The following is a 22,274-nucleotide window of genomic DNA, read 5'->3' on the forward strand; positions in this document are numbered from 1 at the left end:
GCATCACCCTTTAGGGGTAAATACAGGGGTAGGATCAAAAAGGAATTCGGTTTGTAAAACAAACACTCACCCCGACTCACAGACGGGGTGAGATTAACGTCTAATTAAGGCGTTGGGGTTGGACTTCAAGATATTCCATGATCCCTGCAGCAGCATGACGCCCTTCCGCCATCGCCGTGACAACCAGATCAGCACCACGGACCGCATCACCACCAGCAAAGATTTTTGGGTTGCTGGTCTGATAGCGTAATTTATCTTCAACGCTGGCAAGGATCCTCCCCCAGCTATCAAGCTTCACACCGTGCTCTTCAAGCCATGGCATACCATGAGGGTGGAAGCCAAATGCCATAATTACAGCATCGGCTGGCATGATAAATTCAGAGCCTTCAATCGGTTCCGGACGACGGCGACCTTGCTCGTCTGGCTCGCCCATTTGGGTACGCAGCATACGGATGCCCATCACTTCCCCACTGTCATCCAGTTCAATATTCAGCGGCTGCACATTGAACTCAAACATCGCCCCTTCTTCCCGCGCGTTTTTGACCTCTTTTTTTGAACCCGGCATGTTGGCTTCATCACGGCGATAGGCACAAGTGACTTGCTGCGCGCCATGTCGCAAAGAAGTGCGCACGCAGTCCATCGCAGTATCACCGCCGCCGAGCACCACCACTTGTTTATCCGCCATATTGATATACGGCTCGTCAGGCAACTCTGGTAATCCCATCACCTGTTTAGTGTTAGCAATCAGGAACGGCAGCGCATCGTAAACACCCGACGCATCTTCGTTCGGCAATCCAGCTTTCATTGAACGATAAGTCCCAACACCAACAAACACCGCGTCAAAATCAGCCAACACCTGTTGTAGAGAAATGTCGCGGCCAATCTCGGTATTGAGTTTGAATTCAATACCCATCGAACTGAAGATTTCACGGCGACGACTTAACAGCGATTTATCCAGCTTGAATGCGGGAATACCAAACGTGAGCAGCCCGCCGATTTCAGGATGGCGGTCGAACACTGTGGCTTTAATCCCATTGCGCGCCAGAATATCCGCGCAGGCAAGGCCGGCAGGCCCAGCACCAATCACGGCAACGCGGCGACTAGTTGGTTTGACATAAGAAAGATCCGGCGTCCAGCCGCTGGCAAAGGCTTTATCGGAAATATAACGCTCGATATTGCCGATAGTGACCGCACCATATTCATCTTTGAGGGTACAGGCACTTTCACATAAACGGTCTTGTGGACACACACGCCCAGTCACTTCTGGCAGGCAGTTTGTCTGGTGCGAAAGCTCCACAGCTTCCAGAATGCGCCCCTCTTTGACCAGTTCAATCCAATGCGGGATATGGTTATGCAGCGGGCAAGTCCACTCGCAAATGCTGTGCTCGCCACATTTCATGCAGCGGTCAGCCTGGTTTTCAGCCTGGTTTTTATCAAAGGTGAGATAGATTTCATCAAAACCTGTTTTGCGCAAAACCAGGTCAATTTTATCAGGGTCCTGCCGTGCAGGAGTGGCGCGCATTTTTTCTACTTTACTTAAATCAGCACTCAGAGAAAGCTGCGGTGCTGTTTGCTGCGCGGTGGTATGCCACGGCTGAGATTCCTGAGCCGCCGAGCGTAAACGCCGGTTTTTTGCCAGGGCGGCAAGCGTCTCGCTATTAATTAATTTCAGCGCCTTGCTGGGACAATTTTCCACGCAAGCCGGGCCATTTTTACGGTCATGGCATAAGTCGCATTTATGGGCATTGGCTTTAACAGAGCGCCCATCATTAATCGGAGTGGTGAGAACCTGCATCGCACCAAACGGGCACGCTACCACACAGGATTTACAGCCAATACACTTGTGTTGATTAACCTGAACACTGTCATTAATGCGTGAAATAGCTTCGTTGGGGCAACTGCTTGCACACGGAGCATCTTCGCAATGACGGCAAGTTACCGCATTGCGCCTTCCCTGATGTTTAATAACAGAGATCCGTGGCTGAAATTGTTGGGTGGTCAGAACATGCTTTTCATCATTGTGAGCCATTACGCAGGCGATTTCGCATGCATGACAACCGATACATTGCTGTGCATTGGCAAGAACAAAACGATTCATTTTTACCCCTTTGCCCGTTATCACAAACAGGAGGCTATTTTTTATGGGGGTATGTTATGACCTGGCAAAGTCTTCGCTGGCAATGGTCATTTGCCCAGTTTAATGCGAAATCTGCCAATAACCTGGTAAGGATCAATTTATTTTCGTGTTTAATGAAACATCGTTTTGCACCAGTTTGTTGTGCAAAGGTTGTGTTTCTGGTGTGCAGTGGTTAATTCTGTAAATTTGTTTTGGAAGGAATGCCGAAATATAGCCAACAAGAATGACTGACATCTTACGTTTCTGATACGTTTCGCTCTCAACTATTTCGATGGGTTATTATAAGTGATAGTAAAACGCTCGCTCTCCACGAGCCTTGCCCGAGCTTTCTTTTACATTATTCTGCTATCGCTGCTTTCAACAGGCATCGCGATGTTAACCCTTGCCAGCAGTTTGCGAGATGCCGAAGCGATTAACGTCGCAGGTTCGTTACGTATGCAGAGCTATCGCCTGGGATATGATTTGCAGGGCGACCGCATCAATCTGGACAAACATCTTGAGCAGTACAGCCAGTCACTGCGCTCTCCAGCCTTGCTTAAAATTGAAAAATTCTGGGTTCCTGCTGAAGTCCGTAACCGTTTCGCAGTGATTAACCATGCCTGGTCCGATATGGAAAACCATATTCGCCAGGGCGATTTGCAGTGGTACAAGGCCAACATTACTGGCTATGTGGCGCAAATTGACCTGTTTGTCCTCGCCCTTCAACATTATGCTGAACGCAAAATGATGCAGGTGGTGATAGCTTCAGTGGTAGGTTTTATTGCCATTTTCACGTTGGTCTTTTTCACCTTACGCCGCTTTCGCCACCAGGTTGTGGCGCCTCTGAACAAACTAATGGAAGCAAGTCGCACTATTGAACGCGGTGAGTTTGATTACCCGCCGCTAAACACACAACTACCAAATGAACTGGGTTTGTTGGCACATACTTTCACGCGCATGTCAGGCGAGTTACATAAACTTTATCGCTCACTTGAAGAGAGCGTGCAGGAAAAAACACTGGACCTGCAGGAAGCCAATCAGACGCTGGAAGTGCTATATGCCTGCTCACAAGCCCTGACGGTCAGTACCATCGATCAGCACTGTTTTGAACGAGTGTTGCAGCAGGTACGCCAGAAAACACCGGTCAATTATCTGGAGATGAAAACGGGTGAAAACTGGAAAATACAGGAAGGCGTTCAACACGATAAGGAAGCATGGCAAACATTGCCGATCGTGCTTGAGAATAAAGAATTAGGTTTGCTCCGCTGGCAGGCTCCAGAAGGTGTGCCGCCGCTGCCATTAATGCAAAGTCTGGCAAATATGTTGGGCCGTGGCCTCTATTTCAACCAGGCGCAAAAACATTATCAGCAATTGTTGCTGATGGAAGAGCGCGCGACGATTGCCCGGGAATTACACGACTCGTTAGCGCAAGTGCTCTCTTATTTACGTATCCAACTCACGTTACTCAAACGTGCGGTACCGGCAGAAAACCAGCCTGCGCAGCGCATTATTGGCGATTTTTCCCAAGCGCTGAACGATGCCTACCGCCAGTTACGTGAGCTATTAACGACCTTCCGCCTGACACTTCAGCAAGCCGATTTACCTTCCGCATTGCAGGAGATGATTGCCCCGCTGCGCAACCAGACTGAAGCCGTTATTACCATGGATTGCGACATACCCACTCAGGCGCTGGATGCCTCACAACAGGTACATTTGCTGCAAATTATCCGTGAAGGCGTTTTAAACGCGATTAAACACGCGCAAGCACATAAAATATCCGTAAGCTGTAATACATCGGTATCAGGGATTCATTCTGTGAATATTCTTGATGACGGAACTGGAATAGCCAGTCTGACGGAACCCGAAGGTCATTACGGCTTAAATATTATGCACGAACGCGCCACACGGTTAGGTGGCGAGCTGACTATTTCCCGCCCAGCAGAAGGCGGGACGTTGATTACGATGACTTTTCGTTCGCCGCCATCAGACCAGGCAACGCGCGAAACGCCGGTGAACCTATAACGATAATAATGTGAACAATATTGGGAGTTGTGATGAGTGAGAAAAATGTCTGCCAGGTATTAATCGTCGATGATCATCCGTTAATGCGTCGTGGCATCCGTCAGTTGCTGGAAATGGATGACAGTTTTAGCGTAGTAGGTGAAGCAAGCAGCGGCGCAGAAGCTATTAGCCTTGCGAATCGCCTGACCCCTGACCTGATTTTGCTCGATCTGAATATGAAAGGTTTGAGCGGGTTAGACACGTTAAACGCCCTGCGCCGTGATGGCGTCAGTGCGCGTATCGTGGTGCTGACAGTTTCAGATTCCCGCAGTGATATTTTCACCCTGATAGATGCCGGAGCAGACGGTTATTTGCTCAAAGACAGCGACCCGGACGTGCTGCTGGAAGATATCCGCCGTGGTGCAACCGAAGGCGAAGCCTACAGCGAGCAAGTGGCTGAATATTTACGCACCCGCAGCACTGATAAACGTAGTGACGATCCTTTTGCGGTCTTAACCGAACGTGAGTTGGATGTATTACAAGAAGTCGCTAAGGGTTTGTCAAACAAACAGATTGCGTCGGGTCTGCATATCTCCGAAGAGACGGTGAAAGTGCATATCCGCAATTTGCTGCGCAAACTCCAGGTGCGATCTCGTGTCGCGGCAACGGTGTTGTTCCTTGAAAGCAGAGGCTTTTGAAGCCTCGCCATACCACAGAGAGCGAAGATAATTTACAATATCTCCTCAATTTCTCCACGTTTGGACTTGCCGTTAAGGCTACAGTGACGACTATCTCAATAATCACAATCTGAAGTACTGACGAGGTTCTGACTGAATGGCGAATTTCTTTATTAATCGCCCCATTTTTGCCTGGGTGCTGGCCATTATTTTGTGCCTCACCGGCGCACTGGCAATTTTTTCACTTCCCGTAGAACAATACCCCGACCTCGCACCGCCAAATGTGCGTATCACTGCAAATTACCCAGGTGCGTCTGCACAAACGCTGGAAAATACGGTTACTCAGGTTATCGAGCAGAATATGACCGGGCTGGACAACATGATGTATATGTCCTCCCAAAGTAGCAGCACCGGTCAGGCGACGATTACGCTGAGCTTTAAAGCCGGAACCGATCCAGACGAAGCAGTGCAGCAGGTGCAAAACCAGTTGCAATCTGCATTACGTAAATTGCCGCAGGCCGTGCAAACCCAGGGCGTAACGGTTAGAAAAACCGGCGATACCAACATTCTAATGGTGGCGTTTGTGTCTACCGACGGCAGCATGGATAAGCAAGATATCGCGGACTACGTCGCCAGTAATATTCAGGATCCTATAAGCCGTATTAACGGCGTAGGTGATGTGGATGCCTACGGTTCGCAATATTCAATGCGTATCTGGCTCGACCCGACCAAACTCACCAGTTTCCAGATGACCACGCAGGATGTGGTGGATGCGATTAAATCGCAGAATGCACAAATTGCGGTCGGGCAGCTAGGTGGAACGCCTTCTGTCGATATGCAGGCGCTGAACGCCACCGTTAATTCTCAGTCACTGCTGCAAACGCCGCAGCAATTCAAAGACATTACGCTGCGTGTAAATCAGGATGGATCTCTGGTTTCGCTGGGTGATGTTGCAGAAGTTGAACTAGGTGCCGAGAAGTACGACTTCCTGAGCCGTTATAACGGGCAAGCAGCGTCAGGCCTGGGAATTAAACTCGCCTCGGGCGCGAACGAGATGGAAACTGATAAACTCGCCCGCGCAAAAATTGAAGAATTATCGCAGTACTTCCCTCATGGCCTGGAAGCGAAGATTGCTTACGAAACCACGCCTTTTGTGAAAGCCTCGATTACTGATGTAGTGAAAACTCTGCTGGAAGCCATCCTACTGGTGTTCCTCGTCATGTATCTTTTCTTACAGAACTTCAGAGCGACGTTAATTCCGACTATCGCCGTGCCGGTAGTATTATTGGGTACCTTCTCCGTCCTGTATGCGTTTGGCTACAGCATTAACACCCTGACGATGTTTGCCATGGTTCTGGCTATCGGTTTGTTAGTTGACGACGCCATCGTGGTGGTCGAAAACGTTGAACGCATCATGAGTGAGGAAGGGTTATCACCCAAAGAAGCGACCCGAAAATCAATGGGCCAGATTCAAGGTGCGTTGGTTGGGATTGCAATGGTGCTGTCAGCGGTGTTTGTACCGATGGCATTTTTTGGCGGCACCACTGGGGCGATATACCGCCAGTTCTCGATAACCATCGTTTCCGCGATGGTGCTATCGGTATTGGTGGCGATGATTCTGACGCCCGCATTGTGTGCCACCATTCTCAAGCCATTGCATAAAGGTGAACATCACGGCCAGAAAGGTTTCTTTGGCTGGTTTAACCGCATGTTTAACCGCAATGCACAGCGCTATGAATCTGCTGTCGGCAAAATTCTGGCGCACAGTCTGCGCTGGATCCTGATTTATGTGCTGCTGATTGGCGGCATGGTGTTCCTGTTCCTGCGCCTGCCAACCTCTTTCCTGCCGCTGGAAGATCAGGGTGTATTCACCACTTCAATACAATTGCCGAGCGGCTCTACGCAGCAGCAAACTACCAAAGTGGTGGAAAAGCTTGAGCAGTATTATCTGACCAAAGAGAAAGATAACGTACTGTCGGTGTTTGCCACTATAGGCTCCGGCCCCGGCGGTAACGGGCAAAACGTGGCGCGCATGTTTGTACGCCTGAAAGACTGGGATGTACGTGACCCGAATACCGCCAGTTCTTTTGCCATTATCGAACGGGCAACAAAAGCCTTCCGTGATATTAAAGAAGCACGTGTGATAGCCAGCAGCCCACCGGCCATCAGCGGTTTAGGTAACGCAGCTGGGTTTGATATGGAATTGCAAGACCACGCAGGTGCCGGGCACGATGCGCTCATGCAGGCGCGCGATCAGTTACTGGATATGGCGAGCGATGAAAAACTGCTGACTCGCGTGCGTCACAACGGTTTAGACGATAGCCCGCAAATGCAGATCGATATCGACCAACGAAAAGCGCAAGCATTGGGCGTATCCATTGACGATATCAATAACACGCTGCAAACCGCCTGGGGTTCCAGCTACGTGAACGATTTTATGGATCGTGGCCGTGTGAAAAAGGTATATGTGCAGGCAGGAGCGAAATATCGCATGCTGCCGGAAGACATTAACCAGTGGTATGTGCGTAACAAAGACGGTGGAATGGTGCCCTTCTCTGCTTTTGCCAGCTCGCACTGGGAAACAGGGTCACCACGCCTCGAACGTTATAACGGTTATTCAGCTTTGGAAATTGTCGGTGAAGCAGCACCTGGTGTAAGTACCGGGACCGCGATGCAGGTGATGGAAACCTTGGTGCAAAAGCTGCCAACAGGTTTTGGCCTGGAATGGACCGGTATGTCTTACCAGGAACGGTTATCAGGCGCGCAGGCTCCGGCGCTATACGCCATCTCTCTATTAGTGGTGTTCCTGTGCCTGGCGGCACTTTATGAAAGCTGGTCAGTGCCATTCTCAGTGATGCTGGTTGTTCCGTTGGGGGTAGTTGGTGCACTGCTGGCAACCTGGATGCGCGGGCTGGAAAACGACGTATATTTCCAGGTGGGGCTGTTAACGGTTATAGGATTGGCGGCCAAGAACGCCATTCTGATTGTTGAGTTCGCCAACGATATGAATGCCCAGGGCCGCGAACTGGTTGCCGCGACGCTTGACGCCTGCCGCCAACGTTTACGCCCGATATTGATGACATCCCTGGCGTTTATCTTCGGCGTGTTGCCAATGGCCACCAGCAGCGGTGCGGGTTCTGGTAGCCAGCATGCGGTGGGTACCGGGGTGATGGGGGGGATGATTTCAGCGACCGTGCTGGCGATATTCTTCGTGCCATTGTTCTTTGTGCTGGTGCGCAGAAGATTCCCGCTCAAGGAACATTCAGATAGCTAACCAACAAAAAAGCGACCTTAAAGGGGTCGCTTTTTGTATGGCTCAAAGGATATTGAGAATAAGAACATCATGTTCCCGTTGTATTTTTTACCCGGTTAGATCATTTACGAAGCATATCTTCAATGAAATCTTTCCAGTTCCCTAGTTCGTGCTCAATCATAACCGCCTCTCTTATAATTGCTTTAATTATACGTAATCCCTTCCATGGAGTGAAGCGGCATTACTTTGCAGCTTCACTGGCTATCTATCATCAAATATTGAGAGTCGACTGCGTATGGACTTAATTATTAGCTCAATAGGTATTTAATAATGTGACGAAACACTTGAAATAAAATGTTTCAGTTACTCAGCAGCTCTGCAAGCCACGAAAATAGGACTTTTCGTAGCAATCAAAGACTCTGAACTCTCTACACGCCAAACGGCGATAAATTAATCAAAGCAGAAAAAGAATCTCTATTACCTAACTTTTAGATTAGCAATTGAGTTATATTTTTCCTTGCAACTTTTTTATCATTTTATTTATTCTAAATTCCTGCATAAATAATCACTGCCAAAAATAAGGATTTAACCCGTGATAATTCTCTACGGTATTAAAAACTGCGACACCATCAAGAAAGCACGCCGCTGGTTGGAGACTCAAGGTGTGGAATATCAATTCCATGACTATCGTGTAGATGGGTTAAATGCCGAATTATTGAACAGTTTTATTGCCGCATTAGGTTGGGAAGCACTGCTGAATACGCGAGGAACGACCTGGCGCAAACTCGACGAAGCACATCGAGCAAGTATTACTGACGCCCAAACTGCAGCAGCGCTAATGCTCGAAATGCCAGCAATCATCAAACGCCCATTGCTCTACGCGCCCGGTCAGCCTATGCTGCTGGGTTTCAATGAATCGAACTATACGATGTTTATAAACGAGGTGTAGAGCTATGTCTTGCCCGGTTATTGAGCTGACGCAACAGCTTATCCGCCGCCCTTCTCTTAGCCCTGACGACGCTGGCTGCCAGGCGCTGATGATTGAGCGACTACGTGCCATTGGTTTCACTATCGAGCACATGGATTTTGGCGACACGCAAAACTTCTGGGCATGGAGAGGAAAAGGCGAAACGCTGGCGTTTGCTGGCCATACCGACGTCGTGCCTTCAGGTGATGCCGACCGTTGGATTAACCCTCCGTTTGAACCGACTATCCGTGATGGCATGCTTTTTGGTCGTGGTGCTGCAGATATGAAAGGGTCGCTTGCCGCGATGGTGGTTGCTGCAGAACGTTTTGTGGCACAGAACCCGCGCCATAAAGGCCGCCTTGCATTTCTCATCACGTCTGATGAAGAAGCCAGTGCCAAAAATGGCACTGTGAAAGTAGTCGAAACATTAATGGCACGCCATGAAAGGCTCGATTACTGCCTGGTAGGTGAACCTTCCAGCACTGAAGTTGTAGGCGATGTGGTGAAAAACGGCCGCCGTGGCTCGTTGACCTGTAACCTGACCGTTCACGGTGTGCAGGGGCACGTTGCTTACCCGCATCTGGCTGATAACCCTGTTCATCGTGCAGCACCAATGCTGAATGAGCTGGTCAATATTGAGTGGGACAAAGGTAACGAGTTCTTCCCTGCCACCAGCATGCAGATTGCCAACGTTCAGGCCGGCACCGGCAGTAATAACGTAATTCCAGGCGATCTGTATGTGCAGTTCAACTTCCGCTTCAGCACCGAACTGACTGATGAAGACATCAAGCAACGCGTTATTGCCCTGCTCGATAAGTATGAATTGCGTTATACCCTCGACTGGTGGCTTTCCGGCCAACCGTTCCTTACGTCACGCGGGAAGCTGGTCGATGCGGTAGTGAATGCAGTTGAGCACTATAATGAGATCAGACCGCAGCTATTGACCACCGGCGGCACATCCGATGGGCGCTTTATCGCACGCATGGGGGCGCAGGTGGTGGAACTTGGGCCAGTGAACGCGACTATTCATAAAATTAATGAGTGTGTTAATGCCGCTGACCTGCAGATGTTGGCCCGTATGTATCAACGCATTATGGAGCAGCTTGTCGCCTGACAGGCCGCAATAAACATCAATCATAGCCAGATTAATTGGTGTTGTGGCACAGCAGCCTGGGAGCTTACTTGAGTAATTGATTCGGGTAAGTGAGTACAGGAAACGCCGCCACAACGTCAAGTAACAAGGCGAAAGAGGTTATACGCATGGAATGGCTATCGCATTATTGGTGGATCATCGTACTGGTGCTGCTTCTGGGCATTTTCCTTAATGTGATTAAGGATCTGAAGCGTATTGATCCGAAGAAATATATGGCGAATAAACCTGAGCTTCCTCCTCATCGTGACTTTAACGATAAGTGGGATGACGAAGACGATTTCCCAAAGAAAAAGCCTTAACTGACAAATGAGCGGGGTATTCCCGCTTTTCAAAATGCTGATAGTAATGGCGACCGGCCTTCGGTCGCCATGATGAAGAACGAGCATTCTCTGCCGAACCCCTGCAGTTTTCTGGCATTCAGGCCAGTATCTGAAAGCAAACAGCTAATAATAAGATAAGAAATGCAGTCAAAACTTAACGTTTTAATTTGGCTACATAAGGCAGATTTCTGTACTTATTTTCCCATGGCATGCCATATCCAATCAATAAGTCATCATTTTCCATCTCATACGCATAATATTGTCTGACGGGGATATCTACCCGACCCGGTTTGACAAAAAGAACAGCAACGCAGACCGATTTTGGCGTGTAGTTTTCTAAGATAAATTGAACAAGACGCTTCATCGTTCCGCCTGACTCAATGGCATCATCGATGATGATGACATCCCGACCGCTGATATCTATATTCTGATGGAAAACTATCGCTGAATTATTATGTCTGTCGCCTGGAGTATGCGGGCAGGCAATATAATCCATATTAATATCAAACTCTAACTGCCGAGTCAGGTCCGCAGTGAAGAGGATCCCGCCCGGTACAACCGTAATAATGACTGCGTCATTAAAATGCTGGTTGAGTTGTGCAGCAACTTTCGTCACGCCCTCAGCAATAGCCGATTCACTAATTATGATTTCACCAACATGTTCATGTTTCATAAAAATTTCTCTTTAGTTATCAGAGCAATCAACACATTCAGAATTTGTAAAACCCTTACTGACCAGAGACTCGTTACCCCGGCAAGCTCTTGCCCACTTATACCTCTAACAGCATATGTTCTGAAAATAAATCTATCACAAACTATCACCATGGCGATTTTTTAGATCTAAATATTGCACAAAAATACACTAACGAGCATCATCAAGCAGGACCAGATCATCATAAAGTGTGCATAATGTCGCACAACTCAACATGCTTTATGAGATTCGAATATCAACTGTCGTCGTCAAAAACTCCAACACATAGAGGCTCTGACCTAATGATTAAACTTATTATTACTGACCTGGATGGCACATTTCTGAATAGTAACGGCGATTATGACAGGGAGTTATTCATGGAGGTCAGCGCACTAATGGCTGCAAAGGGTGTTCACTTCGCAGCCTGTACCGGAAAACAGTGCGACAGGGTTGAGGAGTTGTTTGGAGGGTACAGCAGGAACCTGTGGATTGTGGGAGACAGTGCAACCCGAATCAAACACGACGGACAATTTGTTTATCAGTCACTGATCAAAAATGAGCTGGGCTTACGCATCATTAATACCCTTCAGGAAGTTAACTCTCAACATGTCATCATCGCCTGTACTTCAGAAGGGGCAGTGATCCGCGCTGACCTTGCGCAAAGGCTGAAGGATAAGGTACGAAATTCGTATTCCAGTATGATTGAAGTAGACGACCTGAGTGCGCTGACATCTGATTTTGTTAAAATTACAGTGTATGACGAGGAAGGTCATTGCCCAAAGACCCGGCCTCACCTGTCCACTTTCGAAAATGAAGTTTACATTGTGGTGTCAGAAGCGGCGTGGATTGATATTGCGGACTATGGTGTTCACAAAGGAACCACCATACAAAAGCTCCAGGAACTGCTTGGTGTCAGTAAGCACGAAACCATGGCTTTCGGCGATGGCTACAACGATATTGAGTTGCTCGCAATGGCCGAATACAGTTTTGCAATGCGCAATGCCTTCGAGGAAACCAAGGCGGTTGCAAATTTTATCACTGGATATAATGACGCAAATGCAGTCCAGGAAACAATCAAACGAATGTTGGCCCTTCAATCCTAACATCTGCTTGCGCAAGCCATCAGTGAAGGTTCACTCCAGCCTTCACTGATGTGGATTTGATGCTAATCAACAATCTCGATGCGAAGATTTTCGCTACTGAAATCCTGCACTCGGGTTTCACGGCTCACCACGACAATATCAATAGCATCACAGGTAGCAACTTTGTATCTCGCCACCTGACACATCTTATCTGCAATGACCGCGGCAATAACTTCATTACTCTGAGCGATGACTTCTTTTTTAAAACAGGCATCTTCGTAGTATACGGCTGTGAGCCCAGCCTGTGGGTCGAGGCCACAAACACCGATAAATGTCTGGTCAAAAATCATATTACGGACCTGGTTTACGGTATCTAAACCTAAAGTGCTCCCTGTTTTGGGACTCACCTTTCCTCCCAACAGAATCAACTCCCCTGACTGTCTACTGCTTAATGCAGAGGCAATTTGTGGCGAATTTGTCACGATGGTGAGTTCAAAAGTCTCAGGGATAAAATCCACCATCGCCAGATACGTTGAACCAGCGTCGATGAAAATACAGGTATCCGGCTTTATCAACTCAGCGCATCGTCTGGCAACATCTGACTTCTCAGAAACACTCTGTGCCACACGGGTTTCAAAGCTTGCTGATTGCTGAAGCTGACAGACAGCCCCTCCGTAGACTTTTTTACATAAACCTTTGCGGGCCAGAACCTGAAGATCACGGCGAATGGTATGTTCTGAAACACCGAGTTGGCGGGCAATATCGGCACCAATCACCCTGCCAGTTTTAGTAAGCATTTGATGAATAAGATCCTGCCGCTGCTCAGGGAAAGCATCATAATCGATCACGAAAAACCTCAATCAAACACAACATTGCATGAAGCATAACATGGATAAATTATCTCAGCAGGAACGTGACGTTCTGGTGTGCCTTTAGACTCCTCCTGTGTTCAAAATCCAGAAGGAGTCTATAGGCAGGAGGGACTTCACTCAGACCGGGTTTTCAAAGAAACTCAACAATATCATCGTTGTTTGGTTTACCGCCGCTGAGCGCCTCATCGAAATAGTGCTTCGGCACGGTATAACGCAGGTGATCGAGCGCAATCTGAATACTGCGGTCATCTATCGCATGGCCCAAATCGTCAATCACATCCAGCGTCACATCACCACCCAGTTGCGTTAACTGTTCATGAGCATCAAAGGCATGCTTCACATCAATCACTTTATCAACGTCGCCATGAATCAAATGAATAGTGGTTGAAGTTGAGGCACTTTGCGGAGGTTGTGCATAACGGCCATTAAAAGCCACCACGCGAGAAGCCAGTTCTGACTGTGCTTTCACGCCCTCAAGCGCCATGATTGCCCCTTGCGAGAAACCAATCAGAGCTGTGGCATTCGCAGGCACGCCACTGTCTTTTTGCAAGTCACGCACCACCTGGACAAATGTTGGCATGATGGCATCAACTCGTGCCTGGCGGTTTTCTTCCGTGACTCCCGCAACGGAAAACCACTCACGGCCTTGATACGGGCCGCTGGGTGCCGGGCCACCAATGCTGACCACCAGCGCTTCCGGGAAATGTGGCGCAAACCAGCTACCAATTTCCCCCATTGCTACCGGGTTATCGCCAACACCATGAAACAACAAAATCAGTTGCTTAGCCGGGCTGGCTGGGCTTTGAACTACAAAATGGTCGTGTTTCATGGTGCTCTCCTTTAGTTTCTGGAGATGACTATACGCCGGGATTCCATGATGACCATACCGTTTGACTGAATGAGTTAGTGGAAAAATTGCAATTGCATAAGCGTATTTTTCAGCTCAATACACTGTTGCTCATCGAGTTTTTCCAGCGCCTTTTGCACTTCCTGCCGCATCACAATTAACAATGCTTTACGTCCGGAAATGCGTAATTGCTGGCAAAGTGACTCCACACTTAGACATTGTTGTACTCGGCCACGTAGCGCGTTAAGGGGTAAATCACTGGTGAGCAGCAAACGATTCAAAGAGCCCAGGCAGGCCTCCACAGGTCGATGCCCAAAGGCGAACCCTGCCAACTCCAGCCAATCATCACTGTTTAGCGCAGCCTTTTCATCAGGAATAACAGGTAAGGATTGGTCAATCCACGGTTGCAACCACCTAATATCGCGCTGTAGCCGCTGCTGCTCATGGCCAGTCAAAACCTCACCTTGCTTAGTTAACGGCAATAACGCCATCGCCGTATAGCAGCCACTGCTAGCCTCCCGGTGACTTCCTACACGCACCAACCGAAAGCCACAGCTTTCCCAAAAGCGCCATAACTCGTTGGTAAAACCAAAACTCACCGAAAGATAATCAGCAGCAAACGTTGCGTGAGCTTTCACTTTGGCAATCATCTGTTGGCCGATTTGCTGACGCTGGCGTAGTGGATGCACAGCAATACGGCTGACGCGCAATCCTTTAAGCGTTGCGGCTAATGGACTACCGCCATGGGCTGCCAGCGATTGCGCCACTAAATTGCCACGTGGGCGCCGAAATCCAGCCCATACAGCCCGACTGAGATCCTCATGAAGCCCACCCTCCTCCACAAGCCAGGTTGCTCCAATCGTTTCCCCACGACTGATTGCAGCAATGAAATGCTGCCCCGGAGCATCCAGCATCCGACGCCAGTCCAGTGGTGAAGTACGATAATGTGCGCCAGACAGTAAACGGTACATCTGTTGTAGTTGTTGCGATGGTTTTAACGCGCTGGCGCGTTCAATGACCTGCAAAGAAATCGTACCTTGCGGCGCTGTTGTTATGTCGATTTCATCAAATAGCAAAACAGCGTCCATTAACTTTTCCAGCGGATCATTTGCAGCCCAACGGATGGGAGTTGAAAGGGTGTAGCGCGTCAGTTCGTCGAGACTTGCGCAGAACTTGAGTACAAACCCGCGCCCTGTCCCTTCGTAACCCTGAACCGTAGTGGTGAGTAAAGCCCGTGGGAAATGGGAAATTAGCTGGCGTAGCTGGGGTGCAGGAAGAGCTGCAGCCTCATCAATAATTAGCCAGTCGGCCTGAAATGCATCGGGGTTGGCAAGCAGTGCGTCAGGCGCAACAAAGTTAAAGCGATCGCCTGCATGCTCAGCGAGTACATCTGTCGCCGCTTTTCCGGGAGCGGTTACCAGCCCTTTGCCTGGAATCCTTTGCAATAACATCCCTGCCAACGCAGATTTACCACGCCCTCTCGGTGCGGTAACCACCGCAACGCCCGCAGACATATTTAGCATTTCGGCCAGAATCGCGGCTTGTTCATCGAAAGGCGCACCATTGGCAGCATGCCATTGTGGACGTGGCGAGAAATCAGGGATTTGCAGCGGCTGATGTTGCTGCCAGAGCACGCATTCGTTATCAACGCTGATACAGTGCTGTAGATGAGCGATAAAATGTGGTGTGGGAATCGCTTCCGGCTGCTCACTCCAGCGGTTTGAATCGCAATCTGGCTGCATCGACCAATTGTCCCATTCGGGAGCCAGCAGAACCAACCAACTGCCCGCTTTAAGCGTTCCCGCAAGGGCTGCCAGCGATTCAGCATCCAGCCCTTCTCTTGCATCAAAGACTGCATGCAGAAACTCACGACCCAATAGAGTGCGCATTGCCGACGTTGCACAATAAAGCGGCAATTCCGGTGCGGCCCCAACCCATAGCCAGTCACCGGGTAATTGCCGGGTAAGAGATTGTACCTGCTGACTACTCCAGGTTTTCTCGCCCGCCATGATAATCATACGGCGAATACCAGCATCAGCCATACTGGCGGTTGCTTGCCTTAGCAGCTCCATGGCTTGCGTCCTTGTCACATCTCGTTATTTGGCGGTATTACCGAAGGTATTGCACTGCGCCGGATCGCCGCTATCGAAACCGCGTTTGAACCAGGTATAGCGCTGTTCTGAAGTGCCATGGGTGAAGCTGTCGGGAACTACGCGTCCCTGACTCTGTTGTTGCAGTTTATCATCGCCAATCGCTTCAGCTGCATTCAACGCTTCCTGCAAATCTCCGGCATCCAACACTTCTTGTTTTTGCATGCTGTTACCCCAGACACCCGCGAAGCAATCAGCCTGCAATTCCATTTTTACAGAAAGACGATTGCCCTCCGCCTGGCTTACCCCCTGCTGGAGCTGGCGGACTTTCGGTTCAATCCCTAACAATTTCTGCACGTGGTGTCCGACTTCATGAGCAATGACATAGCCTTGAGCGAAATCACCATCAGCGCCCAGTTTGCTTTTCATTTCATCATAGAAAGAGAGATCGATATACACCGTGCTGTCAGCCGGGCAGTAGAAAGGCCCCATGATTGACTGACCAGTGCCACAACCAGTACGCGTACTGCCGCGATACATCACCAGTTTTGGTGGTTGATAAGTGCGCCCCATCTTCTGGAAAACTTCTCCCCAGGAGTCCTCGGTCGTTGCCAGAATAACCCGGGTAAATTTAGCGGCTTCATCATCGTTAGGACTGATGGATCGTTGCGTAGACTGCTGTTGCGGAACGGGCTGCCCACCGAGCATTGAGGTGAGATCGACACCATAATAGCTCGCCACAACGACCACTATTAATAAGATGACACCGCCTTTACCGCCGGGTAAGCGGAATCCACCACCGCCGCCTCCGAAGCTTGGGCCAGAAGAGTTGTTTCGTCTGTCTTCAACATTGTCGCTTTCGCGACGACCTTGCCAGCGCATAGTCGACCTCATTATTCACAACTTGTAATAAGTAGATCGTAGGTGGTTAATTCCAGGATTACCATAGGAAACAAGACGTGAAAAAGCCGAATGTGAAAACACATTCGGCTTCATAAGAATCGTGCGAGATTTTAGTCTAATTGAACGCCAAGACGACGAGCGACTTCTTCATAAGCTTCAATCAGGCCACCAAGGCTCTGGCGGAAACGGTCTTTGTCCATCTTGTCGAGGGTTTCTTTGTCCCACAAGCGGCTACCGTCTGGGGAAAACTCATCACCCAGTACAACCTCGCCGTTGAACAAACCAAATTCCAGCTTGAAATCGACCAGGATAAGACCCGCGTCATCAAACAGTTTGCTCAGAACATCGTTAGCTTTGTAGCTCAACTCACGCATACGAGCCAAATTCTCTTTGTTCACCCAACCAAAGGTTTCACAGTAAGATTCATTGACCATCGGGTCATGCATCGCATCGTTTTTCAGGAACAGGTCAAACAGCGGTGGATTCAGCTCAATGCCTTCTTCAATACCGAGGCGTTTAACCAGTGAGCCAGCCGCACGGTTACGAATTACACACTCAACCGGCACCATATCCAGCTTTTTCACCAGCACTTCGTTGTCGGAGAGCAGAGCTTCCATTTGCGTAGGAATGCCCGCCTCTTCCAGTTTAGTCATAATGAAATGGTTGAACTTATTGTTCACCATGCCTTTACGGTCAAACTGTTCAATACGAGCACCGTCTCCTGCTGAAGTATCATTGCGGAATTCGAGCACCAACAGATCCGGATTTTCCGTGCTGTATACGGTTTTCGCTTTGCCACGATACAACTCAGCTTGCTTTTGCATCTTTCTTACTCCAGGTGTGATTTAACTAAAAATTCCGCTATCTGTGTCTACGCACACGTTTGCGTAGCCTAACAGAAAAAAGGCCAGAGAGCTCTGGCCTTTAAATGTTACTTGCTGAATGCCGCCTGGAATGCAGCTACCAGAGCATCGTTCTGAGACTGCGTCAGCGTGTGACCTTTTGGATCGATGAACTGCAGACTGCTGCGGTTATCGAGGTCGCCCACTTGCAGTTTATAGTCGCCACTGGACAGACCCGGGTCTTTCGCCCCTAAATCTTGCCATGCGCTGTCAGACAATGGTTTGTATGTTACAGCCATGCTGCCTGTTGAACGCGTAGAGTCAGTGACTTTCATGCCCACTTTCTCAAGCGTTGCCGGTAAACGGTTCCATACGACGTTGAATGGACCACGCACCACCAGCATTGGCAGGCCAGTGTCATCAGCGGCACTTTGAACATCAAGCTGCGTTGCTGCACGGCTTTCTTTGGCGTTTTGCAGATCGGTCTGGGTTTTATCCAGTGCCGCACTGATGCTGTTAAGCATTTCTGCACTATAACGTTGCATAGATGCCGCATCAGAAATTGGCTTTCCGGCCTGTTCCAGATTCAGCAGCTTAACCACCACAGCTTGTTGATAGCCCTGAGGTTTCGCACTGATTTGATAGCGTCCACGGTACTGCTGATCTTCATCAGCACGGTTCCATTGGACCCAGTCAGTGGTCAGCGTTTGGCTTGCGTCATCACGTTTATCAATGCCGTAATTTTTCGCCTCTACAGCGCTTACGACCTGTGGCCACAGCGTTGCACCACGCGCACTTTCAACCATCAGAGTTGCGGTGTCCCCAGTAAACTGAGTACGTGCGCCACTGACTAATGCCAGAGGTTGAGCCGGCGGACGGATATCCAGCTGTTTGCCTACTGCGCCGCTGCCGTTGGTGACCGGAATATTGTATTCACCATTCTGCACCGGCAGGATCATCCCCGCCGGGGAGTGGATTTCCGCGAGGGGTGCTGCATCCAGATAGGATTCGTCACCACTAACCTGGCGCTTATAACGCTGGTCGGTGCTACATGCTGCTAACAGCATGGCTAACGAAACCACTGCAACTTTCGCCACCGTCGACTTCTGTACTGAGTAAGCCATCAAATCTCCCTAAACTTTACAGCAAACCGGCATGCTTGAGCGCGCTAACAATCACCGGACGACTGGCTTCAGTCAGCGGTGTCATTGGCAGGCGTAAGGTATCGGTTGCCACAAGTCCCAACTCCCTACATGCCCATTTGACTGGGATAGGGTTGGGTTCAACAAATAATTTATTGTGCAGCGGCATCAAACGTTCGTTGATAACGCGCGCTTGCGCATATTGCCCATTGGCGGCCAGTTTACACACTTCTGCCATTTCTCGCGCGGCTACGTTTGCCGTCACAGAAATCACACCGTGGCCACCCAATTGCATAAAGTCCAGCGCACTCGCGTCATCGCCGCTAACCAGGATGAAGTCATCTTCAACCAGCTCTTTGATCTGGTTTACTCGTGTTAAGTTCCCGGTCGCTTCTTTGATACCAATAATATTTTTAATCTTCGCCAAACGGCCTACTGTTTCAGGCAGCATGTCGCAACCGGTACGAGATGGCACATTGTACAGCATCTGCGGCAGGTCTGTACTTCCAGCGATGGCTTTGAAGTGCTGATATAGCCCTTCCTGGGTTGGGCGATTGTAGTATGGAGTTACCGTCAGGCAGCCCACAATTCCGCTGTTTTCGAAACGCTTTGTCAGCGAGATAGCTTCAGAGGTGGCATTAGCGCCAGTCCCCGCGATAATCGGAATACGGCCATCGGCCAGTTCCAGCGTCATCAGTACCACATCACCGTGCTCGTCATGGCTCAACGTAGCAGACTCTCCGGTCGTACCTACCGAGACAATCGCCGAGGTCCCGCTGGCGACATGGTAATCAATCAGTTTTTTCAGGCTTGACCGGCAGACATTACCTTTCTCATCCATCGGCGTCACAAGCGCGACAATACTTCCAGTGAACATTGGCCATCCTCTGTGCTAACAAGTGTCTCAATGGTACGTTTGGTGCAGGATCAAAAGCAAGTCACCAGGTGACGCTACACGGTTGTACGCAACTTTTTTTTATGCTTTCCTTATGATATCTCACCGATTCACAGGAAGAACACGTTTGACACTCTCACCACACCATTATTTGGTCATTACGGCCCTTGGGGCGGACAGACCTGGTATTGTTAATACCATCACCCGCCATGTGAGCAGTTGCGGCTGTAATATTGAAGACAGTCGCCTCGCTATGCTCGGTGAAGAGTTCACGTTTATTATGCTGCTATCGGGCAGTTGGAATGCCATAACCCTGATTGAATCAACGCTACCGCTGAAAGGTGCTGAGCTAGATTTATTAATCGTTATGAAACGTACCGCAGCGCAAGAGCGCCCAGCAATGCCAGCAACAGTCTGGGTGCAGGTAGAAGTGACCGACTCGCCTCATTTAATCGAGCGTTTCACCCATCTGTTTGATGCCCATCACATGAATATTGCGGAATTGAGTTCACGTACCCAGCCGGCTCAGGATGGCAATCCACCCCAGCTGTATATTCAGATAACAGCTCATAGTCCGGCAGGTCAGGATGCGAATGTTATTGAAGATGAATTCAAGGCCCTCTGTACAGAACTTAAAGCACAAGGCAGTATTAACGTTGTGAATTATCCACAGCAAGATGATTAAGACGGAGAGTTGTAATGAGCCCACTGAAAGCCGGTGACAGTGCACCGAAATTTAGCTTGCCTGATCAAGACGGCGAGCAGATAAATTTAACCGACTTCCAGGGACAGCGCGTTCTGGTTTATTTTTATCCTAAAGCGATGACACCAGGCTGCACCGTGCAAGCATGTGGCTTGCGCGACAACATGGATGCGTTGAAAAAAAGTGGTGTGGAAGTGCTGGGTATTAGCACCGACAAGCCAGAGAAACTTTCACGTTTTGCCGAAAAAGAGTTACTCAACTTCACCCTGCTTTCTGATGAAGACCACCAGGTCTGTGAGCAATTTGGGGTTTGGGGCGAGAAGTCATTTATGGGTAAAACCTACGACGGCATCCATCGCATTAGCTTCTTGTTGGATGGTGAAGGGAAAGTTGAAAAAGTGTTTGATGATTTCAAAACCAGCAACCATCACGACATTGTGGTGAACTGGCTGAAAGAAAACGCTTAATAGCTACGCTAAAAATATTAAAAAAGCCGACTTTATGTCGGCTTTTTACTTTCTCTAGTTTGGCTTATCGTCTATCAACACGCTATCCGGCCAGGCATGCACCACCGCTTTAATCAGGGTAGCAAGTGGAATCGCGAAGAAGACCCCCCAGAACCCCCACAGACCGCCAAAAATAACTACCGACAAAATGATGACCAATGGATGCAGGTTAACCGCTTCGGAAAATAATACCGGTACCAACAGATTGCCATCTAATGCCTGAATAATTAAATACACGGCAAATAGCGTCCAGAACTCTGGCCCCACTCCAAATTGGAATAACGCCACGCACACCACTGGGATTGTCACGACAAACGCGCCAATATATGGAATCAGCACAGAGAATCCGACCAGCACCGCCAGCAGCAGAGAGTAATTCAGGCCAAAAATCACAAAACCAATATAGGTCACCACACCCACAACCAGCATTTCCAGCACTTTGCCGCGAATGTAGTTCGTAATTTGCTGATTCATCTCCAGCCATACCTGCCCCGCAAGCCCACGGTTTCGAGGTAAAACCCGGCGAACAGCATTAAGCATCTGTTCTTTGTCTTTGACGAGGAAGAACACCATCAGCGGCACTAACACCAGATAAATTGCCAGCGTTAACAGCCCAACTAATGAAGCCAATGAATATTTCACCACTTGATCGCCCATACCCATCATGCGCCCACGCATGTTCTCGGCGATGGCATCAATGATGCCTGCATCAACCAGTGCCGGGTAACGTCTTGGCAGAGTGGCCGCATAATCAGAAAGTTTATTCAGCATTCCCGGCATGTCACGTATCAGATAGATACCCTGCTGCCAGGCAACTGGCGCAACCACCAGCACCATCAACAGCAAAATGCCGACAAACAGCACCAATACAATCGTTGCAGCCCAGGTTCGTGAACATCCGATACGCTGAAGCCGTGCGGTTGGCCACTCCAGTAAATAAGCCAGCACAATTGCCACCAACAGCGGCGCTAACAGTCCGTGGAAGAAGAACAGAATGACAAATCCTGCAACCAGAATGACTAGCAGTGCGATAGCCTCCGGATCGCTAAACCGTCGTCGATACCACTGCAACAACATTTCAAGCATACATCCCTTCCCTGACAGTATTGTGCGAGGAGAGATTGTATCTAAATGTCACTGTAAAGACTTTGCTTTTTATCTCCGTTCAATGGCGGTTTAAAATTGTCGCAGATAAGATAGGTCTCAGTCATGCG

The 22,274-nt window shown here is 49.2% G+C and carries 20 protein-coding genes; 9 read left to right on the forward strand and 11 right to left on the reverse strand.

Annotated features, from left to right (window positions below; translation table 11 throughout):
* Positions 1-100 precede the first annotated feature (100 nt).
* The gene (gene aegA / locus LVQ77_RS16435) at positions 101-2,098 is read right to left on the reverse strand and encodes a formate-dependent uric acid utilization protein AegA (protein ID WP_232904998.1); all 1,998 of its coding nucleotides are present in this window, start codon (positions 2,096-2,098) and stop codon (positions 101-103) included.
* 324 nt (positions 2,099-2,422) lie between these two features.
* Between aegA and narQ the strand changes: the two genes are divergently transcribed.
* From narQ to acrD, 3 genes are all read left to right on the forward strand, one after another.
* Positions 2,423-4,138 (forward strand): nitrate/nitrite two-component system sensor histidine kinase NarQ, encoded by a 1,716-nt coding sequence (narQ, locus tag LVQ77_RS16440; protein WP_232904999.1) that lies wholly within the window; start codon positions 2,423-2,425, stop codon positions 4,136-4,138.
* Positions 4,139-4,170: 32 nt separating this feature from the next.
* Positions 4,171-4,815, forward strand: a complete 645-nt coding sequence (gene narP, locus LVQ77_RS16445; protein ID WP_232905000.1) for a nitrate/nitrite response regulator protein NarP — start codon at positions 4,171-4,173, stop codon at positions 4,813-4,815.
* A gap of 136 nt (positions 4,816-4,951) precedes the next feature.
* Positions 4,952-8,068 carry a multidrug efflux RND transporter permease AcrD gene (acrD, locus tag LVQ77_RS16450; RefSeq protein WP_232905001.1) on the forward strand — a complete coding sequence of 1,039 codons (3,117 nt, stop codon included), beginning with the start codon at positions 4,952-4,954 and terminating at the stop codon, positions 8,066-8,068.
* A 100-nt stretch (positions 8,069-8,168) separates the two neighbouring features.
* Here the strand turns inward: acrD and ypfM are convergent, their stop codons facing one another.
* Entirely contained in the window at positions 8,169-8,228 is a 60-nt protein-coding gene (ypfM, locus tag LVQ77_RS16455) for a protein YpfM (RefSeq protein ID WP_087867655.1), read from the reverse strand.
* A gap of 411 nt (positions 8,229-8,639) precedes the next feature.
* Here ypfM and LVQ77_RS16460 point away from each other — a divergent pair, with 411 nt between their 5' ends.
* The 3 genes from LVQ77_RS16460 (at position 8,640) to LVQ77_RS16470 (ending at position 10,466) form a co-directional block, all read left to right on the forward strand.
* Positions 8,640-8,996: an ArsC family reductase gene (locus tag LVQ77_RS16460; protein WP_232905002.1), complete on the forward strand. Its 357-nt coding sequence runs from the start codon at positions 8,640-8,642 to the stop codon at positions 8,994-8,996.
* Positions 8,997-9,000: 4 nt separating this feature from the next.
* Positions 9,001-10,128: a succinyl-diaminopimelate desuccinylase gene (dapE, locus tag LVQ77_RS16465; protein ID WP_034459089.1), complete on the forward strand. Its 1,128-nt coding sequence runs from the start codon at positions 9,001-9,003 to the stop codon at positions 10,126-10,128.
* Positions 10,129-10,274: 146 nt separating this feature from the next.
* Entirely contained in the window at positions 10,275-10,466 is a 192-nt protein-coding gene (locus LVQ77_RS16470; RefSeq protein WP_034459091.1) for a YpfN family protein, read from the forward strand.
* Positions 10,467-10,641: 175 nt separating this feature from the next.
* On the opposite strand, the gene LVQ77_RS16475 is transcribed toward LVQ77_RS16470, so the two are convergent.
* Positions 10,642-11,160, reverse strand: a complete 519-nt coding sequence (locus LVQ77_RS16475; RefSeq protein WP_232866735.1) for a phosphoribosyltransferase — start codon at positions 11,158-11,160, stop codon at positions 10,642-10,644.
* Between the two features lie 320 nt (positions 11,161-11,480).
* Between LVQ77_RS16475 and LVQ77_RS16480 the strand changes: the two genes are divergently transcribed.
* Positions 11,481-12,281 (forward strand): Cof-type HAD-IIB family hydrolase, encoded by an 801-nt coding sequence (locus LVQ77_RS16480; protein WP_232905003.1) that lies wholly within the window; start codon positions 11,481-11,483, stop codon positions 12,279-12,281.
* A gap of 62 nt (positions 12,282-12,343) precedes the next feature.
* Here LVQ77_RS16480 and LVQ77_RS16485 read toward each other — a convergent pair whose 3' ends face one another.
* The 7 genes from LVQ77_RS16485 to dapA all read right to left on the reverse strand — a co-directional run bounded on the left by LVQ77_RS16485 (position 12,344) and on the right by dapA (position 19,833).
* Complete coding sequence (locus LVQ77_RS16485; protein ID WP_232866740.1) at positions 12,344-13,108, reverse strand: DeoR/GlpR family DNA-binding transcription regulator; 765 nt, start codon at positions 13,106-13,108, stop codon at positions 12,344-12,346.
* A 154-nt stretch (positions 13,109-13,262) separates the two neighbouring features.
* Positions 13,263-13,961: an esterase gene (gene ypfH, locus LVQ77_RS16490; RefSeq protein WP_232905004.1), complete on the reverse strand. Its 699-nt coding sequence runs from the start codon at positions 13,959-13,961 to the stop codon at positions 13,263-13,265.
* A gap of 74 nt (positions 13,962-14,035) precedes the next feature.
* Positions 14,036-16,051, reverse strand: coding sequence for a tRNA(Met) cytidine acetyltransferase TmcA (locus tag LVQ77_RS16495; protein WP_232905005.1), 2,016 nt, complete (start codon positions 16,049-16,051; stop codon positions 14,036-14,038).
* 24 nt (positions 16,052-16,075) lie between these two features.
* Positions 16,076-16,951 (reverse strand): KPN_02809 family neutral zinc metallopeptidase, encoded by an 876-nt coding sequence (ypfJ, locus tag LVQ77_RS16500; RefSeq protein ID WP_232866761.1) that lies wholly within the window; start codon positions 16,949-16,951, stop codon positions 16,076-16,078.
* Between the two features lie 131 nt (positions 16,952-17,082).
* Positions 17,083-17,796 carry a phosphoribosylaminoimidazolesuccinocarboxamide synthase gene (gene purC / locus LVQ77_RS16505; RefSeq protein ID WP_034459103.1) on the reverse strand — a complete coding sequence of 238 codons (714 nt, stop codon included), beginning with the start codon at positions 17,794-17,796 and terminating at the stop codon, positions 17,083-17,085.
* A 107-nt stretch (positions 17,797-17,903) separates the two neighbouring features.
* Positions 17,904-18,938, reverse strand: coding sequence for an outer membrane protein assembly factor BamC (gene bamC / locus LVQ77_RS16510; protein WP_232905006.1), 1,035 nt, complete (start codon positions 18,936-18,938; stop codon positions 17,904-17,906).
* 16 nt (positions 18,939-18,954) lie between these two features.
* Positions 18,955-19,833: a 4-hydroxy-tetrahydrodipicolinate synthase gene (dapA, locus tag LVQ77_RS16515; RefSeq protein ID WP_151995231.1), complete on the reverse strand. Its 879-nt coding sequence runs from the start codon at positions 19,831-19,833 to the stop codon at positions 18,955-18,957.
* A 145-nt stretch (positions 19,834-19,978) separates the two neighbouring features.
* Between dapA and LVQ77_RS16520 the strand changes: the two genes are divergently transcribed.
* Positions 19,979-20,536 (forward strand): glycine cleavage system transcriptional repressor, encoded by a 558-nt coding sequence (locus LVQ77_RS16520; protein WP_226812155.1) that lies wholly within the window; start codon positions 19,979-19,981, stop codon positions 20,534-20,536.
* Positions 20,537-20,550: 14 nt separating this feature from the next.
* Complete coding sequence (gene bcp, locus LVQ77_RS16525) at positions 20,551-21,021, forward strand: thioredoxin-dependent thiol peroxidase (RefSeq protein ID WP_064512983.1); 471 nt, start codon at positions 20,551-20,553, stop codon at positions 21,019-21,021.
* 54 nt (positions 21,022-21,075) lie between these two features.
* Here bcp and LVQ77_RS16530 read toward each other — a convergent pair whose 3' ends face one another.
* Positions 21,076-22,146 (reverse strand): AI-2E family transporter, encoded by a 1,071-nt coding sequence (locus LVQ77_RS16530; RefSeq protein ID WP_151995234.1) that lies wholly within the window; start codon positions 22,144-22,146, stop codon positions 21,076-21,078.
* Between the last annotated feature and the right edge of the window lie 128 nt (positions 22,147-22,274).

This window comes from Buttiauxella cochleicola, assembly GCF_021282435.1.
In the GTDB taxonomy this organism is placed as follows: domain Bacteria; phylum Pseudomonadota; class Gammaproteobacteria; order Enterobacterales; family Enterobacteriaceae; genus Buttiauxella; species Buttiauxella massiliensis.